General features: G+C 70.7%; 20 protein-coding genes. 14 read left to right on the top strand and 6 right to left on the bottom strand.

The features are described 5' to 3' along the window. The first annotated feature begins 301 nt into the window (after positions 1–301). From OG302_RS26575 to OG302_RS26545, 7 genes are all read left to right on the top strand, one after another. Positions 302–1,615, top strand: a complete 1,314-nt coding sequence (locus tag OG302_RS26575) for an ABC transporter substrate-binding protein (RefSeq protein WP_371529065.1) — start codon at positions 302–304, stop codon at positions 1,613–1,615. A gap of 5 nt (positions 1,616–1,620) precedes the next feature. Further along, on the top strand, positions 1,621–2,625 hold the full coding sequence (locus OG302_RS26570; protein WP_371529064.1) for a carbohydrate ABC transporter permease: 1,005 nt from the start codon (positions 1,621–1,623) through the stop codon (positions 2,623–2,625). Then, entirely contained in the window at positions 2,622–3,497 is an 876-nt protein-coding gene (locus OG302_RS26565; RefSeq protein WP_371529063.1) for a carbohydrate ABC transporter permease, read from the top strand. Before OG302_RS26570 ends, OG302_RS26565 begins: the two co-directional genes overlap by 4 nt. Positions 3,498–3,621: 124 nt before the next feature. Continuing rightward, positions 3,622–5,043: a GH1 family beta-glucosidase gene (locus OG302_RS26560; protein ID WP_371529062.1), complete on the top strand. Its 1,422-nt coding sequence runs from the start codon at positions 3,622–3,624 to the stop codon at positions 5,041–5,043. 114 nt (positions 5,044–5,157) lie between these two features. Continuing rightward, positions 5,158–6,837 (top strand): aspartate-alanine antiporter, encoded by a 1,680-nt coding sequence (aspT, locus tag OG302_RS26555; RefSeq protein ID WP_371529061.1) that lies wholly within the window; start codon positions 5,158–5,160, stop codon positions 6,835–6,837. A 24-nt stretch (positions 6,838–6,861) separates the two neighbouring features. After that, on the top strand, positions 6,862–8,565 hold the full coding sequence (gene aspT / locus OG302_RS26550; protein WP_371529060.1) for an aspartate-alanine antiporter: 1,704 nt from the start codon (positions 6,862–6,864) through the stop codon (positions 8,563–8,565). 79 nt (positions 8,566–8,644) lie between these two features. Further along, positions 8,645–10,294 (top strand): bifunctional aspartate transaminase/aspartate 4-decarboxylase, encoded by a 1,650-nt coding sequence (locus tag OG302_RS26545; RefSeq protein WP_371529059.1) that lies wholly within the window; start codon positions 8,645–8,647, stop codon positions 10,292–10,294. A gap of 95 nt (positions 10,295–10,389) precedes the next feature. On the opposite strand, the gene OG302_RS26540 is transcribed toward OG302_RS26545, so the two are convergent. The 3 genes from OG302_RS26540 to OG302_RS26530 all read right to left on the bottom strand — a co-directional run bounded on the left by OG302_RS26540 (position 10,390) and on the right by OG302_RS26530 (position 13,769). After that, positions 10,390–11,433: a chitinase gene (locus tag OG302_RS26540; protein ID WP_371529058.1), complete on the bottom strand. Its 1,044-nt coding sequence runs from the start codon at positions 11,431–11,433 to the stop codon at positions 10,390–10,392. A 261-nt stretch (positions 11,434–11,694) separates the two neighbouring features. Then, positions 11,695–13,083, bottom strand: a complete 1,389-nt coding sequence (locus tag OG302_RS26535; RefSeq protein ID WP_371529057.1) for a sensor histidine kinase — start codon at positions 13,081–13,083, stop codon at positions 11,695–11,697. Beyond that, positions 13,080–13,769 (bottom strand): response regulator transcription factor, encoded by a 690-nt coding sequence (locus OG302_RS26530; RefSeq protein WP_371529056.1) that lies wholly within the window; start codon positions 13,767–13,769, stop codon positions 13,080–13,082. The genes OG302_RS26535 and OG302_RS26530 overlap by 4 nt, the downstream gene beginning before the upstream one ends. A gap of 78 nt (positions 13,770–13,847) precedes the next feature. Here OG302_RS26530 and OG302_RS26525 point away from each other — a divergent pair, with 78 nt between their 5' ends. Continuing rightward, complete coding sequence (locus OG302_RS26525) at positions 13,848–14,378, top strand: hypothetical protein (protein WP_371529055.1); 531 nt, start codon at positions 13,848–13,850, stop codon at positions 14,376–14,378. A 39-nt stretch (positions 14,379–14,417) separates the two neighbouring features. Here OG302_RS26525 and OG302_RS26520 read toward each other — a convergent pair whose 3' ends face one another. Next, the gene (locus OG302_RS26520) at positions 14,418–15,278 is read right to left on the bottom strand and encodes a spermidine synthase (RefSeq protein WP_371529054.1); all 861 of its coding nucleotides are present in this window, start codon (positions 15,276–15,278) and stop codon (positions 14,418–14,420) included. Positions 15,279–15,344: 66 nt separating this feature from the next. Further along, a complete protein-coding gene (locus tag OG302_RS26515; protein WP_371529053.1) occupies positions 15,345–15,839 on the bottom strand; it encodes a hypothetical protein in 495 nt (164 codons plus the stop codon). 267 nt (positions 15,840–16,106) lie between these two features. On the opposite strand from OG302_RS26515, the gene OG302_RS26510 reads away from it, so the two are divergent. Next, positions 16,107–17,552, top strand: a complete 1,446-nt coding sequence (locus OG302_RS26510) for a tetratricopeptide repeat protein (RefSeq protein ID WP_371529052.1) — start codon at positions 16,107–16,109, stop codon at positions 17,550–17,552. 15 nt (positions 17,553–17,567) lie between these two features. On the opposite strand, the gene OG302_RS26505 is transcribed toward OG302_RS26510, so the two are convergent. Beyond that, a complete protein-coding gene (locus OG302_RS26505; protein WP_371529051.1) occupies positions 17,568–18,161 on the bottom strand; it encodes a histidine phosphatase family protein in 594 nt (197 codons plus the stop codon). Between the two features lie 267 nt (positions 18,162–18,428). Between OG302_RS26505 and OG302_RS26500 the strand changes: the two genes are divergently transcribed. The 5 genes from OG302_RS26500 (at position 18,429) to OG302_RS26480 (ending at position 24,235) form a co-directional block, all read left to right on the top strand. Then, positions 18,429–19,436: a phosphatase PAP2 family protein gene (locus OG302_RS26500; protein WP_371750239.1), complete on the top strand. Its 1,008-nt coding sequence runs from the start codon at positions 18,429–18,431 to the stop codon at positions 19,434–19,436. Beyond that, positions 19,387–20,541, top strand: a complete 1,155-nt coding sequence (locus tag OG302_RS26495; RefSeq protein ID WP_371529050.1) for a hypothetical protein — start codon at positions 19,387–19,389, stop codon at positions 20,539–20,541. Before OG302_RS26500 ends, OG302_RS26495 begins: the two co-directional genes overlap by 50 nt. A gap of 217 nt (positions 20,542–20,758) precedes the next feature. Next, positions 20,759–22,345: a hypothetical protein gene (locus OG302_RS26490; protein WP_371529049.1), complete on the top strand. Its 1,587-nt coding sequence runs from the start codon at positions 20,759–20,761 to the stop codon at positions 22,343–22,345. Next, positions 22,342–23,706 (top strand): AAA domain-containing protein, encoded by a 1,365-nt coding sequence (locus OG302_RS26485; RefSeq protein ID WP_371529048.1) that lies wholly within the window; start codon positions 22,342–22,344, stop codon positions 23,704–23,706. Before OG302_RS26490 ends, OG302_RS26485 begins: the two co-directional genes overlap by 4 nt. 166 nt (positions 23,707–23,872) lie before the next feature. Continuing rightward, on the top strand, positions 23,873–24,235 hold the full coding sequence (locus tag OG302_RS26480) for a hypothetical protein (protein WP_371529047.1): 363 nt from the start codon (positions 23,873–23,875) through the stop codon (positions 24,233–24,235). The last annotated feature ends 22 nt before the right edge of the window (positions 24,236–24,257 follow it).

Below are 24,257 nucleotides of genomic sequence, written 5' to 3'. Positions count from 1 at the left end.
GTCGCACTTCCCCCGGCGAGGAATGTAGAGGAATGTAACAGCCTGATCTTCACCGGGCGGATGGGCCGAACGCACGAGCGTCCTCGTAACAGCCCGATAACTGAAGACATATCTCTATGTCCGGTCTCTTGACACCCCCGCTCCCAGCCACGACTCTTCAACTCATCACCTGTGGGAGCGCTCCCACACTACCTGACACGTACACATCCCGCACGTTCCCCGCCCGAGCCGAAGCGTCAAGCAACGGGGCAAGAAGTGCAGTTGGCCGGGGGGTCGGCACGTCAGGCAACAGGAGGACGCAATGCGCACGAGTTCCCGCCGGTCCGGACGGCTGGTGGCCTTCGCGGCCGTGACCGCGCTGGCCACGAGCCTGCTGGCCGGTTGTTCCAGCGACGACGACAGCGGTTCGGAGGGCGGCGACGGCAAGGTCACGCTCAACGTGGGCACGTTCGGCGTGCTGGGCCTGAAGCAGGCAGGTCTCTACGCCGAGTACGAGAAGTCGCACCCGAACATCAAGATCAAAGAGAACGTCATCGAGCGCAACGACGCCTATTACCCGAAGCTGCTCACCCAGCTCCAGTCCGGCGCCGGTGTCAATGACGTCGCGGCCATAGAGGTCAGCAACATCACCGAGGTCGTGCAGACCCAGGCCGCCAAGTTCGAGGACCTGAGCAAGGCCAAGGGCGTGGACAAGTCCACGTATCTCGACTGGAAGTGGAAGCAGGCCACGACCGACGACGGCAAGACGGTCGGCCTCGGCGTCGACATCGGCCCGACGGCACTCTGTTACCGCAAGGACCTCTTCAAGAAGGCCGGTCTGCCCACCGACCGCGAGGAGCTCGCCAAGGAGTGGGCCGGCGACTGGGACAAGTACGTCGACGTCGGCAAGAAGTACATGAAGAAGGCGCCCGACGGCACCAAGTTCGTCGACTCCGCCTCCAGTGTCTACAACGCCGTCTTCGCCGGTGCGAAAGAGCGGTACTACGACAAGGGCGGCAAGGAGATCTACGAGGACAGCCAGGGCCGCAAGGACGCCTGGGACGCGGCGATGAAGGTCGCGCAGGGCGACATGTCCTCCAAGCTCAAGCAGTTCGACCCGACCTGGGACCAGGGCTTCGCCAACGCCAAGTTCGCCACCGTGGCGTGCCCCGCGTGGATGGCCGGTTACATCCAGGAGAAGACGGGCCCGGAGGGCAAGGGCCAGTGGGACATGGCCAAGGCGCCCACCGACGGCAACTGGGGCGGAACGTTCCTCGGCGTGCCGAGCGCGGGCAAGCACAAGAAGGAGGCGACCGAGCTCGCCGTCTGGCTGACGCAGCCCGAGCAGCTCGCGAAGGTCTTCGCCAAGCAGGCCAGCTTCCCGTCCACCCCGTCGGCGTACGACACGCTGAAGCCGTCGCCCGCGACCAAGGCGTACTTCAACGACGCGCCCATCACGGAGATCTACGCCGACATCGCGAAGAACACCCCGTCGGCCATCTACGGCCTCAAGGACGCCCAGATCGGCCAGTCCATCACGGACATCGGTGTGCTCCAGGTGGAGCAACAGGGCAAGTCTCCGGCTGAGGGCTGGGAAGCCGCGCAGAAGGAGATCAAGGATGTTCTGGGACAGTGACGCGCATGTCCGAGACCGCTGAGTACGCCGAGACCGCGTCCCCCGGTGAGGGGGACGCGGCCCCGGCCGCGTCCGGGAGGCGCAAGGCCTCCCCCACGTCCTCGTGGCGCAGCCGCCTGTACCGCTGGGACATAAAGGCGTCGCCGTACGTCTTCGTCGCCCCGTTCTTCCTCTTCTTCGGTGCCTTCGGCCTGTTCCCTCTGCTCTACACCGGCTGGGCCTCGCTGCACCGCCTGGAGCTGACCAACCTCGACGACAGCACCTGGCTGGGCCTGGAGAACTACACCAACCTGCTGCAGAGCGACTACTTCTGGAACGCCCTCGGCAACACCTTCACCATCGGCATCATCTCCACCGTCCCGCAGCTCGCCGTCGCGCTCGGCATCGCGCATCTGCTCAACTACAAGCTGCGCGGCTCCACCCTGTGGCGGGTGGCGATGCTCGCTCCGTACGCCACGTCGGTGGCGAGTGCCTCGCTGGTCTTCACGCTGCTCTTCGCGTGGGACGGCGGCATGGTCAACTGGATCATCGGGTCCGTCGGCATCGATCCCGTCAACTGGCGTGAGTCGTCGTGGGGTTCGCAGTTCGCGGTGTCGTCGATCGTCATCTGGCGGTGGACCGGCTACAACGCGCTGATCTATCTGGCGGCGATGCAGGCCGTGCCGCACGACCTGTACGAGTCGGCCTCCCTGGACGGCGCCTCGCGCTGGCAGCAGTTCCGGCACGTGACCATCCCGATGCTGCGTCCGACGATCCTGTTCACGGTGGTCGTCTCCACCATCGGGGCGACGCAGCTCTTCGGTGAGCCGCTGCTGTTCGGCGGCACCTCCGGGTCCAAGGGCGGCGCCGACCACCAGTTCCAGACCCTGGGGCTCTATCTGTACGACCAGGGCTGGATCAACGGCCACCTGGGGCGGGCCTCGGCGGTCGCCTGGCTGATGCTCGTGGTCCTGCTGCTCATCGCCGCGGTCAATCTGCTGATCGCCCGACGTCTGAGGAAGGCCCAATGAAGTCCCGCACCCCGGGCCTGACGCCTGCCCGGCCGCTGGGCCTGAAGGCCGGCCGCACGATGCACGCGGGGCCCGTGACCTACGTCGTCCTTGCGCTGTTCACCGCCGTCTCGCTGGCACCGCTGATCTGGACGGCGATCGCGGCCTCGCGCACGAGCGGACGGCTCGCCCAGACCCCGCCGCCCCTGTGGTTCGGCGGGAACCTCTTCAAGAACCTGGAGCGGGCCTGGACCGAGGCCAGCCTCGGCGACGCGATGCTGAACACCACGATCGTGGCGGGCAGCATCACCATCGGCACCGTGCTGTTCTCCACGATCGCCGGATTCGCCTTCGCCAAGCTGAAGTTCAAGTTCAGCGGCCTGCTGCTCCTGCTGACCATCGGCACGATGATGGTGCCGCCGCAGCTCAGCGTCGTACCGCTGTATCTGTGGATCGCCGACCTGCAGTGGACCAACCAGCTCCAGGCGGTGATCCTGCCGACGTTCGTGAGCGCCTTCGGGGTGTTCTTCATGCGGCAGTTCCTGCTCCAGGCACTGCCGAGCGAGCTCATCGAGGCGGCGCGGATGGACGGCGCGAGCAGTCTGCGCATCATCTGGCACGTGGTGTTCCCGGCGGCACGCCCCGCGATGGCGGTGCTCGGTCTGCTGACGTTCGTCATGGCCTGGAACGACTTCCTGTGGCCGATCATCGCGCTGAACCAGTCGAACCCCACCGTGCAGGTGGCGCTCAACTCCCTCGGCACGGGTTACATCCCGGACCGGGCGGTGATCATGGCGGGCGCCCTGCTCGGCACCCTGCCGCTGCTCCTGGCGTTCATCCTCTTCGGCAAGCAGATCGTGAGCGGCATCATGCAGGGCGCAGTGAAGGGCTGAGGCCCCGCGTCGTCTGCCGTCCCTCTCCGCCGCCAGGGCCGAGTCACCGCCGGCCTCGGCCCTGGCCTCCAGACCGACCCCTGTTCTTTCCTGTCCCCTTCCCCCTTTCCATGGGAGCGCTTCCATGACTGAATCCCTTGCCTTTCCGGCCGATTTCCTCTGGGGTGCCGCCACGTCCGCGTACCAGATCGAGGGCGCCGTGCGTGAAGACGGCCGCACCCCCTCCATCTGGGACACCTTCAGCCACACACCCGGCAGGACGGCCGACGGCGACACCGGTGACATCGCCGTCGAGCACTATCACCGCTACCGCGACGACGTCGCGCTCATGGCGGACCTCGGCCTGGGCGCCTACCGGTTCTCCGTCTCCTGGTCGCGCGTGCAGCCCACCGGGCGCGGTCCCGCCGTGCAGCGCGGCCTCGACTTCTACCGACGGCTCGTCGACGAGCTGCTGGCCAAGGGCATCAAGCCCGCCCTGACCCTCTACCACTGGGACCTGCCGCAGGAACTGGAGGACGCGGGCGGCTGGCCCGCGCGCGAGACCGCCCACCGGTTCGCCGAGTACGCGGGCTTCGTCGCCGAGGCGCTCGGCGACCGCGTCGAGTCCTGGATCACGCTCAACGAGCCATGGTGCAGCGCCTTCCTGGGGTACGGCTCCGGCGTGCACGCCCCCGGCCGCACCGACCCGGCGGCCGCACTCCAGGCCGCGCACCACCTCAACCTCGCGCACGGCCTGGGCACCCAGGCGCTGCGCGCCGCCCTGCCGGCCCGCGCCAAGGTCGCGGTGAGCCTCAACTCCTCGGTGGTCAGGGCGGTTTCGGACAGCCCCGCGGACCAGGACGCCCGCCGCCGCATCGACAACCTCGCGAACGGCGTCTTCCACGGCCCGATGCTGCACGGCGCCTACCCCGCGGACCTGCTCACCGACACGGCCCGGGTCACCGACTGGTCCTTCGTGCACGACGGCGACCTGGCCGCCATCCACCAGCCGCTGGACGCGCTCGGCCTGAACTACTACACGCCCGCGCTGGTCTCCGCCGCGCACGACGACCCGGGCAACCCGCGGGCCGACGGGCACGGCGCGAGCGAGCACTCCCCGTGGCCCGCGTCCGACGACGTGGCGTTCCACCAGACGCCGGGCGACCGCACCGAGATGGGCTGGACCATCGACCCGACGGGGCTGCACGAGCTGATCATGCGCTACACCCGGGAGGCGCCGGGCCTTCCGCTGTACATCACCGAGAACGGCGCGGCCTACGACGACAAGCCCGACCCGGAGGGCCGCGTCCACGACCCGGAGCGCATCGCCTACCTGCACGGACACTTGGCCGCCGTCCGCCGGGCCATCACGGACGGTGCCGACGTGCGCGGCTACTACCTCTGGTCCCTCATGGACAACTTCGAATGGTCGTACGGCTACAGCAAGCGCTTCGGCGCGGTGTACGTCGACTACGAGACGCAGGCCCGCGTCCCGAAGTCCAGCGCCCACTGGTACGCGGGCGTCGCGTCCACCGGTGAGCTGCCGCGGGAGTACGTCGCGGACTGACCGGCGGGGAGCGGCAGCCCCGGGAGCCGAGTGGCAGCACGCCACCCGGCTCCTTAGGTTGCCCCTATGCCACATATGCCTCGTATCGCAATAGACCAGGCACGGTGAGCGCCGGTGGGCGTACTCCGTGATCACCCCGAGTTCGCGCTGTTCATCTGCCTCGCCCTGGGCTACCTCGTGGGCAAGGTGCGCGTCGGCCCCATCACCCTGGGCGGCATCTGCGGCACGCTGATCGTCTCGCTGCTGCTCGGCGCCTGGGCCAAGGTCGTCGTCTCCGACGACGTCAAGACGATCTTCTTCGCGCTCTTCATCTTCTCCCTCGGCTATCTCGCGGGCCCGCAGTTCTTCTCCAACCTCAACCGCGAGAGCCTGCGCTTCTTCGCGCTCTGCGGCATCGAACTGGTCTGCGTCCTGGGCATCGCGTTCGGCCTGGCCAAGGCCTTCGACCTGGACGTCGGCACGGCCTCGGGCATCCTGGCGGGTGCGGCAACCGAGTCGGCCGTCGTCGGTACGGCGACCGAGGCCATCGGCAAGCTCGACGGCCTCACCCCTGACCAGATCACCCAGTACCAGGGGCACGTGGCCACCGCGTACACGGTCTGCTACCTCTTCGGCCTGATCACCATCGTGCTCTACACCAGCCAGATCATGCCGATGATGATGCGCATCAACCTGCGGGACGCCTCGCGTGAGCTGTGGGAGAAGATGCGCGGCTCGGGCGGCGGCCTGGAGCCGGACGAGCGGCAGGCGCTGCCGGGCATGGTCGGCCGCACCTATCTGGTGACCACGGCCGACGGCAGGACCGTCGGCGACCTGGAGTCGGACCTCGACGGCCGGGTCACCGTCGAGGCCGTCAAGCGGGGCAGCAAGAACCTGACGCCCGCGCCCGGCCTGGCGCTCACCCTCTCCGACCTGGTCCTGGTGGTCGGCCGCCGCGCCAACGTCATCGAGTCCGGGCACCTCATCGGCCCCGAGACCCCCGGCATCCCCGGCGTCGACACCCCGCTGGCCACCGCCCAGGTCGCCGTCACCGACAAGTCGTCGGACGGCATGAGCGTGGACGACCTCCAGCGCGCGCATCCCGAGTTCATCAAGGACGGCGTGTACGTCACCGACGTACTGCGCGGCGACCAGCATCTGCCCGCGGCCGGTGGCACCACCGTGCGCCGCGGTGACGTGCTCACCCTGGTGGGCGCGCGCTCCGGCCTGAACAAGCTGGTCGCGAGGATCGGCGCGGTCGTCAAGAACGACGCCACCGACTTCATCTATCTGGGTCTGGGCATCGCCGCCGGTTCCCTGCTCGGGCAGGTCGTCGTGCACTTCGGCGACGTGCCCATGTCGCTCGGCACGGGCGGCGGCTGTCTGATCTCCGGGCTGCTCTTCGGCTGGTTCCGCTCCCGCAGACAGACCTTCGGGGCGTTCCCGCCGCAGGCCGCGAACACCCTCAAGGACATGGGTCTGGCGATCTTCATCGCCTGTACGGGGCTCGTGTCGGGGCCGCAGGCCTGGCCGCTGCTCAAGGAGTACGGGGCGCTGCTCCCGTTCGCCGGGATCGCGATGGTCCTGGTGCCCGCGACGATCTCGCTCCTCATCGGCCGCAAGCTCCTGAAGATCGAGAAACCGCTCCTGATCGGCGCCATCGCCGGCCAGCAGTGCTCGACCCCGGCGATCACCTCCGTCACCCAGGTGGCCCAGAGCTCCGTCCCGCTGCTCGGCTACACGATCACTTACGCCCTCTCCAACTTCCTGCTCCCCCTGACCGGGCCGATCCTCGTCGGCGTACTCGGCGCCTGACCCGGCGCACCCGGAGCGTAGAAAATGATCGACTTCCTCAACCGGAACATCTTTCAGCCCCATCCCGAGCTGCTCGTCTTCATCACCGTGGCGATCGGCTTCCTCTTCGGGAAACTGCGCTACAAGGCCATCGGGCTCGGCGCGGTCACCGGCTGCCTCATCGCGGGGCTGCTGCTCGGGGCGCAGTTCAAGGTCGAGATCGACGGCACCGTGAAGAACCTCTTCTTCACGATGTTCCTGTTCGCGCTCGGCTACAAGGTCGGCCCGCAGTTCTTCCGCGGCCTGAAGAAGGACGGCCTCCCGCAGGTCCTCAACGCGGTCGTCGTCTGTGTGACCGGCCTGCTCGTCTGCTGGGCCTTCGCCGCGATGCTCGGCTACGGCCCCGGTCTCTCGGCGGGTCTGCTCGGCGGCGCGCTCACCCAGTCCGCCGTCATCGGCGTCGCGGGCGACGCGATCTCCAACCTGCCGGGTCTCAGTTCCGCGCAGGTCAAGAGCGAGTCGAACCTGGTCGCCATCGGATACGCGGTGACGTACCCCCTGGGCACGATCCTCTGCGCGATGCTGCTCGCCAACGTCCTGCCCAAGCTCTACCGCAAGGACCTCGCGGCCGAATCCGCCGCCCTGGCCAAGGAGTTGGACGCCCCCGGCGACGACCCCGACCTCGCCGAGGGCTACTACGAGGTCGTCCTGCGCGCCTACACCATCCAGCGCCCCGACCTCGTGGGCCGCACCATCGAGGACTTCGAGAACCAGCAGCGCGAGCTGGGCCGCCGGGTCTACATCACCCGCGTACGCAGAGAGGGGCACATCCTCGACCACGACCAGCAGCTCGCCCTGCGCGAGGGCGACGTCGTGGCGCTGAGCGCGCTGCGCGGCTCGCTCGTCGAGTTCGACGCCCGTACGCACATCGGCGCCGAGACCGACGACGTCGAACTCCTCGGCTACCAGACCGAGTCACTGCACGTCGTGGCCTCCGAGAAGGACCAGCTGGGCAGGACCATCGGGGACCTGCGGCGCGAGCCGTTCATGGTCGGTGTCTACGTCGACAAGCTGTACCGCTCCGGCGCCGACTTCCCCTACCGCCTCTCCACCAGGCTGGAGCGCGGCGACACCCTGATCCTCACCGGCCCCAGACGCCTGGTGGACCCGGCGGGCAAGGAGCTCGGCAAGCCCGTGCCGACGTCCTTCGCCACCGACATGATCTGGGTGGGGCTCGGCATCTTCCTCGGCGGCTGCATCGGCATCCCGGCGCTGACCGCGGGCGGCGTGCCGATCTCGCTCTCCACATCCGGCGGCGCGCTGATCATGGGCCTGGTCTTCGGGTGGATCCGCGGCAAGTACCCGACGTACGGGAACGTCCCGCCCGGCGCCCAGTGGTTCATGGACACGCTCGGGCTCTGCCTGTTCGTCGCGGTGGTCGGCATCAACGCGGGCCCGAGCTTCACCTCCGGCCTCTCGACGGCCGGTTGGGGCCTGCTCGTGTTCGGCGCGGTCGCCACGGTGATCCCGCTGATCGTCGGCTTCCTCTTCGGGCACTACGTGCAGAAGATCCGCTTCCCCATCCTGATGGGCGTCCTCGCGGGCGGCCAGACGACCACCGCGGCGATCGGTGCGATCAACGAATCGTCCAGGTCCCAGATCCCGACGCTCGGCTACACGATTCCGTACGCCGTCGGAAACGTGCTCCTGACGATCTGGGGAGCCGTCATCGTCCTGCTCCACCACTGAGCCTCTCCCCTACCGCCCTTCTCCGCCTCTCCCCCCTTCCGCCTCTCCCCTTTCCGTACGCATGTGAGGAACGAGCGCCGTGCCCAAGACCACCTTCACCCGCGAGGAAATCCAGTCCTTCGCCCAGCTCAGCCCCTTCGAGCTGAAGGACAAGTTCATCCAGATCGCCCAGGCGGTGCAGGCCGACAAGCCGGGGCAGAAGGAGACGTCCAGCGTCCAGATGCTCAACGCGGGACGCGGCAACCCCAACTGGATCGCCACCGGGCCCCGCGAGGCCTTCTACGCGCTCGGCTACTTCGCCCTCTCGGAGTCGAGGAGGGTGTGGACCGCCGACGACCTCGGGGGCATGCCGGAGAAGAAGGGGTCGGGCGCCCGCTTCGACACCTTCGTGCGGCAGCACCCGGACCTGCCCGGCATCGAGCTGCTCCAGAAGTGCGTGGAGTACGCCGTCGAGCGGTTCGGCTTCGACCGGGACGAATTCGTCCACGAGCTGACGGACAGCTCGGTCGGCGACAACTACCCCGTCCCCGACCGGATGCTGAAGCACGCCGAGGAGATCGTGCGCGGCTACATCGCAGACGAGATGTTCGACCACAAGCCCCCGCCGGGCAACCTCAGCCTGTTCGCCACCGAGGGCGGCACGGCCGCGATGTGCTACATCTTCGACTCGCTCATGAAGAACGGCGTCCTGCACAAGGGCGACAAGATCGCCCTGATGGTGCCGGTGTTCACGCCGTACGTCGAGATCCCCGAGCTCGACACGTACGAGTTCGACGTGACGTACGTCGAGGCCAGCATGTTCGCCGAGGCGGGCGTGCGGGAGTGGCGCTACCCGGAGGAGGAGGTCGCCAAGCTCGCCGACTCGGACATCAAGATGGTCTGCCTGGTCAATCCCTCCAACCCGCCCTCGCTTGCGCTGAGTCAGCGGGTCGCGGACCAGATCAAGCAGATCGTCGCCACATCGAACCCGAACCTGCTGATCGTGACGGACGACGTGTACGGGACGTTCGTCGAGGGCTTCCGGTCCGTCGCCGCCGACCTGCCGCGCAACACGCTGCTCGTCTACTCGTACTCCAAGCACTACGGCGCCACCGGCTGGCGGCTGGGCGTCATCGGGCTGAACGACGACAACGTCATCGACGAGCTGATCGCGGCGCTGCCGCAGGCGGAGAAGGACCGGCTCGCCAAGCGGTACGGGACGCTGACGCTTGAGCCGGAGAAGATCAGGTTCATCGACCGCCTGGTCGCGGACTCCCGGCAGGTGGCGCTGAACCACACCTCGGGGCTGTCCCTCCCGCAGCAGATGATGATGGTCCTCTTCTCCCTCTTCGACATGCTGGAGGAGGGACAGGCGTACAAGCTCCGCATCCGCGCGATCGTGCGGCAGCGGCTCGAACTCCTTCTGGAGGGCGCCGAGATGAAGATCTCGGACGACCCGCACCGGGCCGGCTACTACATCGAGCTCGATCTGCTCGCCGAGGCCGAACGCGTCCACGGCAAGGACTTCGCCGACTTCCTGGAGAAGAACTACGAGCCGGTCGACCCGCTGTTCCGCCTCGCCGAGCAGACGCACGTGGTGCTCCTGAACGGCGGCGGCTTCGAGGGTCCCGAGTGGTCGGTTCGGGTGTCGCTCGCGAACCTCGACGACCTCGACTACCTGAAGATCGGGCATCACCTGCGGTCGATCTTCAACGACTACGCGTCGGAGTGGCAGGCGTCGAAGGCGTAGTAAGGGAAGTACGGGAGGGACGGGAAGTACGGGACAGAGGTGGGCGCCCCGACCGGGTGGGGGGGTACCGGTCGAGGCGCCGTGGGGGGCGGTGGCTACTTGTAGGCGCCGAAGGCCTTGGTGAAGGCGAGCGGCTCCTGCTCGATCGAGGAACAGGTCGGCGAGGCACCGCCGTTGGCGCCGCCCTCACAGGCCTTGTCGCGGGTCGAGGACCACATCGCCAGCCAGCCGAGACCCTTCTCCTCGGCGAACTTCACCAGCTCCGTGGCGTCGTCGACCTTGAAGACCTCGGTGGTGACGTCGTTGACGCCGATCATCGGGGTGACCGCGACGGCCTTCCAGGCCGCCTCGTCGGACAGACCGAGGGCACCCTTGATCTGCTTCTGCGTGGCGGTGGCGGCGTCGATGGCGTACTTGCCCATGTCACCGCTGTAGGAAGCCCCGTAGTCCATGGCCATGATGTTGACGGCGGAGACCTGCACGCCGTTCTTCTTGGCGTCGGCGACGAGGTCGACGCCCGGCTGCGTCAGGCCCTCGGGCATGACGGGCAGCGTGAACGAGACGTCCAGACCCTCGTGTTCCTTCTGCAGCTGCGCGATGGCCTGTGCGCGGCGGGTGTTGGCGGCGGTCTCCGGAAGGGCCGCGCCCTCGATGTCGAAGTCGACCTTCGTCAGCTTGTACTTGTCGATGACCTTGCCGTACGCCTTGGCCAGCTCGTCGGCGGTGTCGCACTTGAGGCCCAGCTCGGAGCCCGCCTGACCGCCGAAGGACACGCGTACGTCGCCGCCCTTGGCTCGCAGGGCTTCGATCTGCGAGGCGACCTTGTCGTCGTCGAGGCCGGTGGCGCCGCCCCAGAGGGGCTCGCAGCCGCCGCCGGAGGTGATGAAGGCGAGGGTGAACTCCTTCACGCCGGTCTTGTCGGCGGTGTCGACGAGGTCGTACGCGGGGGCGAGCGAAGTGTCCACGAACGGGGCGAACTTGGCACTGCCCGCGGCCTTCGCGGTGTCCTCGGCGGGAGCTTTGGTCGCAAGGGCCGTCCCGGAGAGGGCGAAGGCGCCGCCACCGATGAGGGCGGCGGCCGCGAGCCCGCCTATGACCTTGGACCTGGTGCTCACCGTGCGCCGATGCGTACTGCTCATCGCGTGCCTGCCTTAGCTGTGCGGGGGTGGGGGTGCTGTGGGGATGCGTGCAGCACGTTAGCCTCGCGGGGACGCGGCATTGCGGGCATATGGGGCTCTGCACTGGATCTTAGGGCGGGCTTAAGGGAGCGATCGGGGGCGGTTAATGGTGGGCTCTCGTTCACAGCTAGAGGCGGGGTGAACGGGTGGGTGGGCGGGAAAAATCCGTCGCGAAGCGGCGGTTCAGGATTCGGCGGCGCAGGGCTCAGCGGCGGTTCAGGGCTAGCGCGCGCCGGCGGTCCGCTTCCGACGGCGTACGGAACCCCCGTGCCCACGCCCCCCGGCCACCGGCCGACGCCCGTCCAGCTGGATCCAGATGCGGACCTCGGTACCGCCGAGCACGGACCGCCCGATACGGACATCGCCGCCGGTGGACTCCGCGAGCTGCCGCACGATGTCCAGGCCGAGCCCCGTCGAGCCATCGGCACCCGAACCGGCGCCCCGCGCCAACGCGGCCTCGGGGTCGGCGATCCCCGCCCCCGCGTCCGAGACGAGGACGATCACCGCGTCCTCCCCGCTGTGCACGTCCACCGCGAACGCCGAGCCCTCCCGCGTGTGCCGGAAGACGTTGCCCAGCAACGCGTCCAGGGCGGCGACGAGCTCGGGGCGTGCCACCGGTATCCACACCGGCCGCTCCACCCCCGCGACCCGCACCTCGCGCCCCTCGTCCTCCGCGAGCGCCGACCAGAAGGCCATCCGCTCCTGGATCACCTCGGAGGCGTCGCAGCCCGCGCCGGGGCCGACCGCGGCTGTCTGCGGCTTGGCGTCGCGAGCGGTGCGGATGATCGTGTCGACCTCGCGCTCCAGCTTCTCCACCGCGATCCGGGTCTGCTCGGCGGCGGGACCGTCCCCCAGCGAGGCCGCGTTGAGCCGCAGCACCGTCAGCGGAGTGCGCAGGCGGTGCGACAGGTCCGCCGCCAGTTCCCGCTCGTTCGCCAGGAGCTGGACCACCTGGTCGGCCATCGAGTTGAACGCTACGGCGGCAAGCCGCAGCTCCGTCGGCCCCTCCTCGGGGACCCGCGCCCCCAGCTTCCCCTCCCCGAGGGACTGCGCCGCGCCCACGAGCCGCTTGGCGGGCTGCACCATGCGTACGCCGAGCCGGTCCGCCACCGCCACGGACCCGATGATCAGCGCGACGCCGACGCCCGCGAGCACCAGCCAGGCGGTGGTCACGCCGTTGCTGACCGCGCCTTCGGGCACGAAGATCTCGACCACGGCGATCTGGGTGGAGCTCAGCGCCGTCGGCTGGAGCAGCGCGAAGCCGCCCTCCACCGTCGTGGTCCGCGCCCTGCCCTCCTTGCGCGTCGTCTCCACCGCGGACGCGTCCGCCCGCCCGTCGCCGATGTCCAGGGCGGGCGCGTCGTCGGTGGCCGGTACGTACACGGCCATGCGGCCCTCGCCGCCCGCCTCGGACGTGGCGACGGCCTTCGTCAGCTGATCGCGGTCGGTGGTGATGGAGAGCGTGGGGCCCATGCCGGCCGCGTGCCGCTCCGCGTTCGAGAAGGCCCGGTCCCGCGCCATCTCCTGGATGACGAGCCCGAGCGGCACCGCGAAGGCGACCACGACCATCGTCGTGACGGCCAGGCACACCTTGACGAGCGCCCACCTCACTGGGGTGGCTCCAGCTTGACGCCGACACCCCGCAGCGTGTGCAGATAGCGCGGCCTCGCGGCCGTTTCGCCCAACTTCCTACGCAGCCACGACAGATGTACGTCGATGGTCTGGTCGTCCCCGTAACTCTGCTGCCACACCTCGGCGAGCAGTTCCTTGCGCGGTACGACGACACCGGGCCGCCCCGCGAGGAAGGCGAGCAGGTCGAACTCGCGCCGGGTCAGGTCGAGCCGCGCGCCGTCCAGCTCCGCCTGGCGGCGCAGCGGGTCTATGGCGAGCCCGCCGACGCGTATCTCCCGGCTCGGCGGAGCCTCGCCCGCGGTGACGCGCGAGCGGCGCAGGACGGCGGCCATCCGGGCCGACAGGTGCTCGACGGAGAACGGCTTGGTCAGGTAGTCGTCGGCGCCGTCGTTCAGGAGCCTGACGATCTCGGTCTCGTCGTCACGCGCGGTGGCGATGATCACGGGGACGTCGGTGATCCCGCGGAGCATCTTCAACGCCTCGGAACCGTCCAGATCGGGCAGACCGAGGTCCAGGATCACCACGTCGAAACGGAAATGGGCCACCTCGCGCAGCGCCTCCAGGGCCGTGCCGACGCTGCGCACGGTGTGCGATGCCTCGGTCAGATGCCGGATGAGAGCGGAGCGTACGAACTGGTCATCCTCGACGACGAGCACACTTGCCATGGGCGGCACCGTACGCCATATGAGTGACCCCGGTCCTCCTGGGACGCCGGGCGCCCCGGTGGTGCAGTATGGCTCGCGATGCGCAGAGGACTCATACACGCAATGGCTTGGTCGCTCGCCACGGGCGCGGCGGTCACGCTCTCCTGGTGGGGTGTCCACACGGTCATGGCGGGCACCGCCTACGACCCTCCGCGTGCCGTTCCCCTGGCCGCCGACGGCGACCGCGCGGAGCCGCTCTCGTCCTCCACGCACCGCCCGGACCCGACGCCGACACCGAAGCCATCGAAGCCCTCGAAGACACAGAAGCCGTCGAAGTCCCCCGAGAGCGAGCCGTCGAAGTCCGGGACCGGCAAGCCGAGCACCCCCTCCGCACCGGCCCCCGCCCCCGGCAACGTGAAGAGCTACTCCTCCGACGGCGGCCGGGTCGTCTTCGACCTCGGCAAGGACTCCGCGACTCTGGTGTCGGCGACCCCGGCGGCGGGCTGGTCGGTGCAGGTGTGGAAGCAGGACACCTGGATCCGGGTGGAGTTCACGTCGGGCGCCGACAAGGTCTCGGTGTTCTGCACATGGCACGACCACGCCCCGGCGGTCGAGATCAACAAATACTGACCCGCACGCGTTTCGGCGGAACGTCTCAGCGGACCGCCTTCATCGGAACACCGAGGGAGGCGGCGCGGGCGATGCCACCGCGCTCGCGTCCGTGACCGCCGCCGCTCCCCCGCTGAAGTCGATGAGCGCCCTGCCGTGCTCGACCCGCGCCGGATGCGAGTCCCCCGCGCTGCGCCGGGTCAGCTCGGCGATCGGCAGCGGCCGGTCGGAGCCGACGAGCACCGCGTTGCCGAACCGCTTGCCCCGCAGCACGGCGGGGTCGGCGATGAGCGCGAGCTCCGGGAAGAGCGCGGAGGCGGTGGCGAGCTGGCCGCGCAGATGCGCGAGCGGCGGCCCGTCGGCGAGGTTGGCCGCGTAGAGACCGCCGGGCTTCAGGACCCGGCGTACGTCGGTGAGGAACTCGGCGCTGGTGAGGTGGGCGGGGGTGCGGGCGCCGCTGAAGACATCGGCGATGACGAGGTCCGCCCAGCCGTCCGCGATCTTCGCGAGCCCTTCGCGGGCGTCGGTGCCGCGCACCCGTATCCGCGCCTGCGGGTCCAACGGCAGCTCGCGGCGGACGAGTTGGACGAGCGCCGTGTCGCGCTCGATGACCTGCTGGGTGGAGCGGGGCCGGGTCGCGGCTATGTAGCGGGCGAGGGTGAAGGCGCCGCCGCCGAGGTGCAGGGCCTGGATCGGCTTGCCGGGCGGCGCGACCAGGTCGGCGGCGTGGCCGATCCTGCGCTGGTACTCGAAGTCGAGGTACGCCGGGTCGTCGAGGTCGACGTGGGACTGCGGGGCGCCATCCACGAGCAGCGTCCACGCGCGCGGCCTGTCCCGGTCGGGCATCAGCTCCGCGAGTCCCCCGTCGACTTCCTCGACGACGGCTTCCGCCTCTTCCCGGGATCGCCTGTTCCTTGCCATCGGACCATTATCGGCGTACGCGGAGCTCGCGGCCCGATGACCTTGGGGCACCGCCCCGCCGAGGGCTCAGCGGCAGTTGTCGGCGGCCTCGATCGTGCGGGCCGCCTGGCCGAGCGCCGCGCGCAGCACGGCGGGGTCGGTGACCGGGTCGGCCTCGTCGGGGGGCAGCAGCCAGCCGGAGCCCGCCACCGGGGGCGGTCCGGGCACGGGGTCCGGCTCGACGGCCAGCCGGGCACCGCGGCCGAAGGTCTGCGTACACGCGCTGCCCGGCAGGTCCCAGGCGTCGGCGGTGCCGGGCGGGACCAGGAAGCCGAGGGTGTCGCAGCTCCCGTCGTGCAGGACGGGACCGACGGCGTCGCCCGCCCCGCGGCGCAGGATGTCGACCGCTTCGAGGCCCTGGCGGGCCGGGACGGTGACGAGATCGCAGAAGCCGGGAGGCCCGGCGGGCGCCGCCGGCCGGATGCCCTGCTGTGGTGGTGCGCTACGGTCCTGGGTCGGCAGGTGCCGAGCCGTGGTCAGCGACGCCCGCGATTCGCCGTTCTCCACGCCGATCTCCAACAAGGGGACCCCTCCTCGCAAGGGCGGGAGCCGCGTCGCTCCCTCTCCGCATGGTTCAACGCGGGACGGCGTCAACAGCTACGGCGTAATGCCGCCGCAAAGGATGGCACTTCATGGCAGATCATGGGTGAGATATCCGGTTTGTAGCCAAACTCCGCGTGCCGCCCCCATCACAACGGGTACGTTCGTGCTCCGCCGGAACAGGGGCAGCATCGCCGGATCCACAGGATCCGGCACAATCCGGCACGATCCGTACGAGAGGGTCAGGCCATGGCGTCGTCACCGATGGCATCGTCAACTCCGTCCCCACAACCGAACCTTCACTTCCGGCAGCTGCGCGGGCAGCGCTCGCCGGGCGAGTTCGCCGCCCTGATCCGCAGGGCCGCTCGCGAGATCGGGGAGCGCGTCAGCTGCGACGCCCGTTACATCGGACGCGTCGAGGCGGGCGAGATCCGCTGCCCCAACTACGCCTACGAGCGGGTGCTCCTGCACCTGTTCCCCGGCCGGACACTGACGGATCTGGGGTTCGTACCCCGCTCCGCGGTGCGCGGACGGGGGGCGCGCGCCACGTCCGGGGCGCCCGCACCACACACCACGATCCAGCTGTATGAGTCTCCCCCGTCCGGGCCGCCGAGCCCCGAGCCGCACGAGTGCGACCCGTACGAGATCCAGAGTCACGAGGAGATCGACGTGCGGCGACGCGCATTCATGAGCGGCACGGCCACCGTGGCTGCCGCCTCGCTGGGGCCCATCGGGCTCGCGGAACCGAGTGCCGCCGAGGCCACCGCGCAGCGCGGCGGCCGGGTGGGCGAGGCCGAGGCGACCGCGGTCGAGGAAGCCGTGCGCAGGATCCGGCTGCTCGACGACCGGCACGGCGCCGACGGCCTCTACCGGCGCGCGGCGGCCCCGCTGCGGACCGCCTACGCCCTGCTCGACGCGGGCACCACCCGGCAGCCGATGGCGGACCGGCTGTACACGAGCGCCGGGGAACTCTCCATCTCCGTGGGCTGGCTGGCGCACGACTCGGGCCGCTTCGACGACGCCCGCTCGCACTACGCCGAGGCGCTCGCGACGGCCCGCATGGCCGGCGATGCCGCCCTGGAGGCGCACGCCTTCTGCAACACGGCGTTCCTGGCACGCGACGCGGGGCGGCCCAGGGAGGCGGTGCGGGCGTCCCAGGCGGCGACGCGGGCCGCCCGGCACCTCTCGTCGCCGCGGCTGCTCTCGCTCCTCGCGCTGCGCGAGGCCGGGGGCTGGGCGGGGCTCGGCGACCGGGCGGGCTGCGAACGGTCACTGACCTGCGCGCACGCCCTCTTCGACCGGGGCCCTTCGGACGCCGACCCGGAGTGGATGACCTTCTACGGCCCCGCCGAGCTCGAAGTGCTGGAGGCACAGTGCTGGTCGGCGCTCGGCGACTGGGAGCGGGCCGCCCGGCACGCACGGCGCGCGGCGGGCATCGCGTCGGCGCAGACCCCGCAGTTCACCCGCAACATCGCCCTCTACACCGCGCAGCTCGCCGACGACCTGGCCCGCGCGGGCCGCCCGGACGAGGCGGCGACGGCGGGCATGCGCGTGCTCGGGCTCCTGGACGAGGTGCAGTCGTCGCGCATCCAGTCGATGCTCGCCACGACGGCCCGGGTGCTGCTTCCGCACCGGCGGGCCTCGGGGGTGTGCGGCTTCCTGGAGCGGCACGCTTCTCTGCCGCGGGCCGTGTAGCCGGCCGTACTGCCGCTAGGCCAGGTGCCCGGTGTCGTTCCACGACTCGATGGCGGGCTCTCCGTAGGCCCAGCCCAGGGTGGAGATCGAGGTCGGGTTGAGGCGGATGCGGGCGGCGAAATCGATGCCGAGGCCGAGCCAGCGTGCGCCGATGGAGCGCAGGATGTGCCCGTGCGCGAAGACCAGGACGTCGCGGTCCGCGCCGCGTGCCCAGGCCACCACCTCGTCCGCGCGGGCGGTGACCTGCTCCAGGGTCTCGCCCCGGGGGACGCCGTCGCGCCAGATGAACCAGCCGGGGTGTACGTCCTGGATCTCGGCCGGGGTCATCCCCTCGTAGGAGCCGTAGTCCCACTCCATGAGGGCGTCCCAGGTGGTGGCACGGTCCCCGAAGCCGGCGATCTCGCAGGTCTCCCGTGCGCGGGAGAGGGGGCTGGTGCGCACCTCGACGTCCGGGAGGCCTGCGAAGGGGGCTCGGTGCAGGCGCTCGCCCAGGAGCTTCGCGCCGTTGCGGCCCTCTTCCAGGAGGGGGACGTCCGTCCTGCCGGTGTGCTTCCCGGACAGGGACCACTCCGTCTGTCCGTGGCGGGCCAGCAGGATGCGCGGTGCCATGTCGAGCCTTTCCGGGCTGACGGCCATCGGCATTCGGCCGATGACCATCAGCTGTCATAGAGCGAATTCTGTGGACAGACAGCTGTCCGTACCCTCCATCATCACTCACGTCCCAGGTCGCGATCACTGGTCCCCGTCAGGAGCAACCCGCCCGCCGATCTCTGCGTCTAAGACGACCGGGGACCGCCTCAGCGTGTTCTCGCGTACGCCGTAGGGTGAGGCGGCGTTGAACATCGCATGACCAAAGACAGATGGGGGACCGACCGGATGCCGCAGATCGACGCTCCGGCCACCGGGGGCATACGCACGCTCCGGCTTCGCTGGTGGACGGAGTTGCCGCTGCTCGTGCTGGTGTACGCCGCGTACTCGGCGGGACGCCTGCTGGCCCGCGGTGACGTGTCCGGCGCCGTCGACAACGGACTGGAGATCCTCCGCGTCGAGAAGCTCCTGCGCCTCAACGCCGAGCACCCGCTGAACCGCCTCTTCACGGAACATTCCTGGATAGGCGTCCCGGCCGACTTCTGGTACGCGTCGCTCCACTACCTGGTGACGCCCCTGGTCCTCGTCTGGCTCTTCCGCAGCCGGGCGGTCCACTACCGCGCGGCACGCGCGTGGCTGATGACCTCGACCATGATCGGCCTGATCGGCTTCACGCTCCTGCCGACCTGCCCGCCGCGTCTGCTGAGCGAGGGGTACGGCTTCGTCGACACCATGGCGCAGTACAGCGACTTCGGCTGGTGGGGCGGCGAGGCGAGTGCGCCGCGCGGGCTCGGCGGCATGACCAACCAGTACGCGGCGATGCCCAGCCTGCATGTCGGGTGGGCGCTGTGGTGCGGGGTCATGCTGTGGCGCCACGGCCGTTCACCGCTGGTCAAGACGCTGGCGGTGGCCTACCCCCTGATCACCACGATCGTCGTGATGGGCACCGCGAACCACTACTTCCTCGACGCTGTCGCGGGTGCCGCGGTGATGGGCGTCGGACTGCTCCTCGTACGGCCCGTGCAGCGGCTCGCGGACCGGGTGAAGGCGAAGGCCGGACTGCCGTTCGACGGCGCGCGGCCTTCGGCGGGGGTGCGGGCCGGGTCGCGGCAGACGTCCCTGGCGGGCTCGCCGTCCGCCTCGTCCGCACCAGAGTCCTCAATTGTCAGTGCTGGATGCCAGACTTCGGCGGGTGAGCGAATTCCCCGGCCGCGCAAGCGGCCTGCCGAGCCAGGCGCCGAGCCCAGTGCCCGACCCGCCGAAGCGGGGGACAGCACTCCGACAGCGGCTCGCTGAGCTGCGCGGACCGGACGTCCCCGCTCAGCCGCTCGATGCCCGCGCGCTCGCGGCCCTCGCCGCGAACCCGGGCTGCCGGCGGCGCGCGCTCCTCGACGGCGCGGGCGTGGACAAGGCCTCGCTGGCGCAGTCCCTCGGCTCCCCCGCGCCCTTCGGTCAGTCGCAGTTCGCTTTCATGCGGGGCAATGCCTTCGAGGCGAAGGTCAAGGCCGACGGCGGCGCGGAGCTGCTGCGGCTGGTGCACGGCAGGATCGGGGGCGGTCCGGAGCCGGTGCCGGGCGAATCGTCCGTCCCCGACCTCGCCGCGGTGGGCCCCGAGGGCCGCGCGGCCCGCACCTCGCTCGCGCTGCGGGAGGCGACGTCGACGGAGGGCTGGACCCTCCTCGACCATCCCATGCTGGCGCTGGACGTCGCGGGGACGCCCGCCTTCCTCGAACCGGACGCGGTGGTGGTCCATCCGGACGGCTCCTGGACCGTCGTCGAGATCAAGTCCTTCCCGATGATCGACGGTTCGGCGGACGCGGCGAAGGTGGGCGCGGCGGCGCGCCAGGCCGCGGTGTACGCACTGGCCCTGGAACAGGTGGCGGCGCGCATGGACCCCGCGCCCCGCATCCGGCACCACGTGCTCCTGGTCTGCCCCAAGGACTTCTCGAACCTGCCCACGGCGTCGGCGATCGACGTCCGCAAACAACTCTCGGTGACGCGGCGCCAGTTGGACCGCCTGACCCGCATCGAGGACATCGCGGCGGCACTCCCGGAGGGCACGACGTTCGACGTCACCCGCCCCACCGAGGACCTGACGGCCGCGGTCGAATCGGTCCCGGCGACGTATGCCCCCGAGTGCCTGGCCGCCTGCGAACTGGCCTTCCACTGCCGCGAACGCTCCCGCGCCCAGGGCGCGGTGACCGCCCTGGGCCGTTCGCTGCGGGGCGAGTTGGGCGGGCTCACGACGATCGGGGACGTCCTGTCGGCAGCCGCGGGCACCTCGGGCGACCCGTCGGACCCGGCGGTGGCGACACTGAGGAGAGCGGCGAGACTCCGTACCGAGGCGTTGTCTGGCGTGGGCGCCTCGGGCGGAGATTCAGCGGAGGGCACACCATGCTGACCCCCTCCGCGCCGCTGCCGCGCGGCACGCAACGCCATGGCCGGCGCGGGCGCCCTGCGGTGGGTGTTCCTTTCCCGCCCACCCACCCGTTCCGCAGCTTTCCGGTGACCGTTCGCCCCTTGCCCGCTCGCTGCCGGGTGACCGGGTGCGTGGGTGGGGAGAAGTTGCCGTCGAGCGGCAAAGGGAGCGGGCCTGGCTCGCGGGGGAGGGCTGACCGGTGTCGTTGATCGATAATCTTGCCCGCCTGGAGGCGGTGGCCACGGGTCGCGCCCAGCCGAGAGCAACGGTCCGGCACCGTCACCTCTCCCAGCGCCCCCTCGTCATCGTCCCCCTCATCACCGCAGGTGAGGCCGGTGCCCCGCTCGGCGCGCTCGTCGGCACGGAGCGCACCTCGCCCCGCATCCTCGTCGTCCCGCAGCCCCGCGACCGCGACCTCCGCTTCACCTTCCTCGCCCAACTCGCGGACACCGTCCTGGAGTACGTGGACTCGTTCGCGGACGACGTCGAGGCGGCCGAACGCAGCGAGACGGACCCGGAGACCGGCAAGCGCGTCAAGGTGGAGGCCGAACTCTGCGCGGACGCACCGCAGCTGATCGTCCCGAGCCGCGCCGGCATCGACTTCGTACGGCTCATCGGCCGCTCCACCCGCTTCCGCCGCACCGCCGAGCAGGACCCGGAGACCCCGTATCCCGCGCCGCCCCGCGTCCCGCTCCTGGGCCGCTGGCTGACGCACTTCGGGGAGCGGGCCCGGGTCCCCGGCTCCGCCCTCCTGGTCGCCATGACCGAACTGCTCTCCCGGCACTGGGCCACCGGCCAGTCCAGCCTGGAGGACCAGCACCTCGGCGCCCTGCTCGCCTGGGTCGAGGCTCCGGAGGGAACGTCAGGGGCCGACGCCGCGCTCCGCGCCGAGCTGGCGCGGGACAAGGACGGCCAGCTGCTCTGCCCGCCCGCGGGCCCCGCCACGGACCCGGCGTTCGACAACCGCCTGCTCGCCCCGGCCATCGAGCGCCACGACCGCGCGCGCGGCGCCCTCGCCACCGCCGAGGACGGCATCCAGGCGGACGCCCGCCTCGCCGAACTGGCCGCCGCCGAGCGGGAGATCCGTTCTCTGATCGAGAGCAGGACCCGCCCCACCTGGGACGCGGTGTGGCGCGGCCTCGACGTGCTCTGCACGCTCCCCGAGGCCCCGCATGCCACGGACCGCTGGACCCGCGACCGCTGGTCGTTCACCGGCCACCGGGACCGCGTGACGGCGGGCGAACCCCCGCAGCCCCGCATCGACGACGCGGTGACGGCGGCGAACAAGCTCGCCACGCGCGAGCGCGAGCAGGCCAGGCTCGACGCCCAGGAAGCCCTCGACGACCCCTTGGTGATGGCGGGCCGCCGGCTCGCGGGCGAGGCGTTCGCCGGTGAGGTGACCGAGGTGGTCATGGCGTACAGCGAGAGCAAGAGCCCCAGGCCGCGCCCCCTGGTCACCGTCCGCACGGACGACCACCCGCACCTGGCCGAGCGCGCGAAGGTGTACCGCTCGCTCCAGGGCAAGCCGCAGACGGCCGAGTTCGTCACGTACGAGGCTGAAGGAACCGTCGTCCTGCGCATCACCGACAAGATGGGCCGCGGCAAGGAGCCCGAGCAGGGTTCCGTGCCGGAGAAGGGCGACCGGATCTGCTGGACGCTCTTCGAGCACGAGCAGCGCGGTGGCGCCAAGCTGCCCGACCCCGAGGCGACTCCCTGGACCCACGGCGGCCCACCGGGCGACGCCGCCGAGCGCCCTGACCCCGTGACGCCGGAGGACACCCTGTGAGTCCGACCGCCCCCTTCGACCGCGCCTCCTTCGACCCGGGCGCCGCGGCCACCCGTGCCACGGACGCGATCCTGCACGACACGCTGCACAGCTCGCACCGCGGCGTCGTCGTCGACTCGCCGCCCGGCGCCGGCAAGTCGACCCTCGTGGTCCGCGCGGCCCGCGAACTGGCCGCGGCGGGACGCCCGCTGATGGTGATCGCGCAGACGAACGCCCAGGTCGACGACCTGGTGCTGCGCCTCGCCGAGAAGGACCCCGAGCTGCCGGTCGGCCGCCTGCACAGCAGTGACCCGGACGCGTACGACAAGGCGCTCGACGACCTGCCCGCCGTCCGTACGTCCACGAAGGCCGCCGATCTCGCCGGGCTCGACGTCGTCGTGTCGACCGCCGCGAAGTGGGCGCACGTAGATGCCGGCAAGCTCGACGCGCCCTGGCAGCACGCGATCGTGGACGAGGCGTACCAAATGCGCTCGGACGCGCTGCTCGCCGTGGCGGGGCTCTTCGAGCGGGCCCTGTTCGTGGGCGATCCCGGCCAGCTCGACCCGTTCTCGATCGTGGGCGCCGAGCAGTGGGCCGGTCTGGCGTACGACCCGTCGGTGAGTGCCGTGACGACCCTGCTCGCGCACAATCCCGAGCTGCCCCAGCACCGGCTCCCGGTGTCCTGGCGGCTCCCGGCGTCGGCAGCCCCACTGGTCTCGGCCGCGTTCTATCCGTACACGCCCTTCCGCAGCGGCACCGACCACGGCGACCGGCGCCTGGGCTTCGGTGTGCCGTCGGACGGTTCGGGCCCGGACCGGGTGATCGACGAGGCGGCGGAGTCGGGCTGGGGCCTGCTCGAACTGCCCGCGCGGAACACGCCGCGCACCGACCCCGAGGCCGTACGCGCGGTGGCCCAGGTCGTCCGGCGCCTCCTGGACCGCGGCGGTGCGGCCACGTCGGAGCGCGGCCCTGACCCCACTCCGCTGACGGCCGACAGGATCGCCGTCGGCACCGCCCACCGCGACCAGGCGGCGGCGGTGCGCGCGGCCCTCGCGGGGCTGGGCGTCACGGATGTCACTGTGGACACCGCCAACCGGCTCCAGGGCCGCGAGTTCGATGTGACGGTGGTCCTGCACCCGCTCTCCGGCCGCCCGGACGCCACCGCGTTCCACCTGGAGACGGGCCGTCTCTGCGTCCTGGCCTCCCGCCACCGGCACGCCTGCATCGTGATCTGCCGCGCGGGCGTCAGCGAACTCCTCGACGACCACCCGTCGACGGAACCGGTCCAGCTGGGCGTCACGGTGAAGTTCCCGGACGGCTGGGAGGCGAATCACGCGGTACTGGCCCGGCTCGCGGAACACCGTGTGGCCTGGCGTCCATGACCACCGCCAAGACACCCACCCGACGGCTGGGAGGCGAATCACGCGGCACTGGCCCGCCTCGCGGAACACCGTGTGGCCCGGCGTCCCTGGGCCCATGGCCCCCTTGCGCGGCAAGGGACAATGGAAGACGGCCCCACGGCCGGAAACCGTACGAGGAGGAAGAAACATGGCGGAGCCCGATCGGACCCGTACCGAGCAGCGTCTGCGACCCGCGCCCCTGCTCTTCGAGCCCGCGGAAGCCGTCGCCGATCCCGAGCACTTCTTCGACCTGGAGTCGATGGACGACCCCCGGGAGCTCCTGGCCCGCGCCACGGAACTGACCCACGCCTTCCGTGCCGCGACGGACCGCGCGGTCGAGTTCCAGGCGATCGCCGCGGCCCAGCTCGCCGACCCCCGGCGCTTCGACCGGCTGACGCCCGCCGTGATCGCCGAGCGCGCGCAGTGGACCGAGGACTACGCGAAGAAGATGGTCGAGTTCGGCCGGGATCTCCTGCGCGGGGCCGGTACGGGCGGCGGCCCGGAGGCCTGAGGGGCGCCGGACGGGCCGCCGG

The organism is Streptomyces sp. NBC_01283 (assembly GCF_041435335.1).
Classification (GTDB): domain Bacteria; phylum Actinomycetota; class Actinomycetes; order Streptomycetales; family Streptomycetaceae; genus Streptomyces.
Note: the sequence above shows the minus strand (reverse complement) of the source record. Positions and strands in the feature narration are given on the sequence as shown.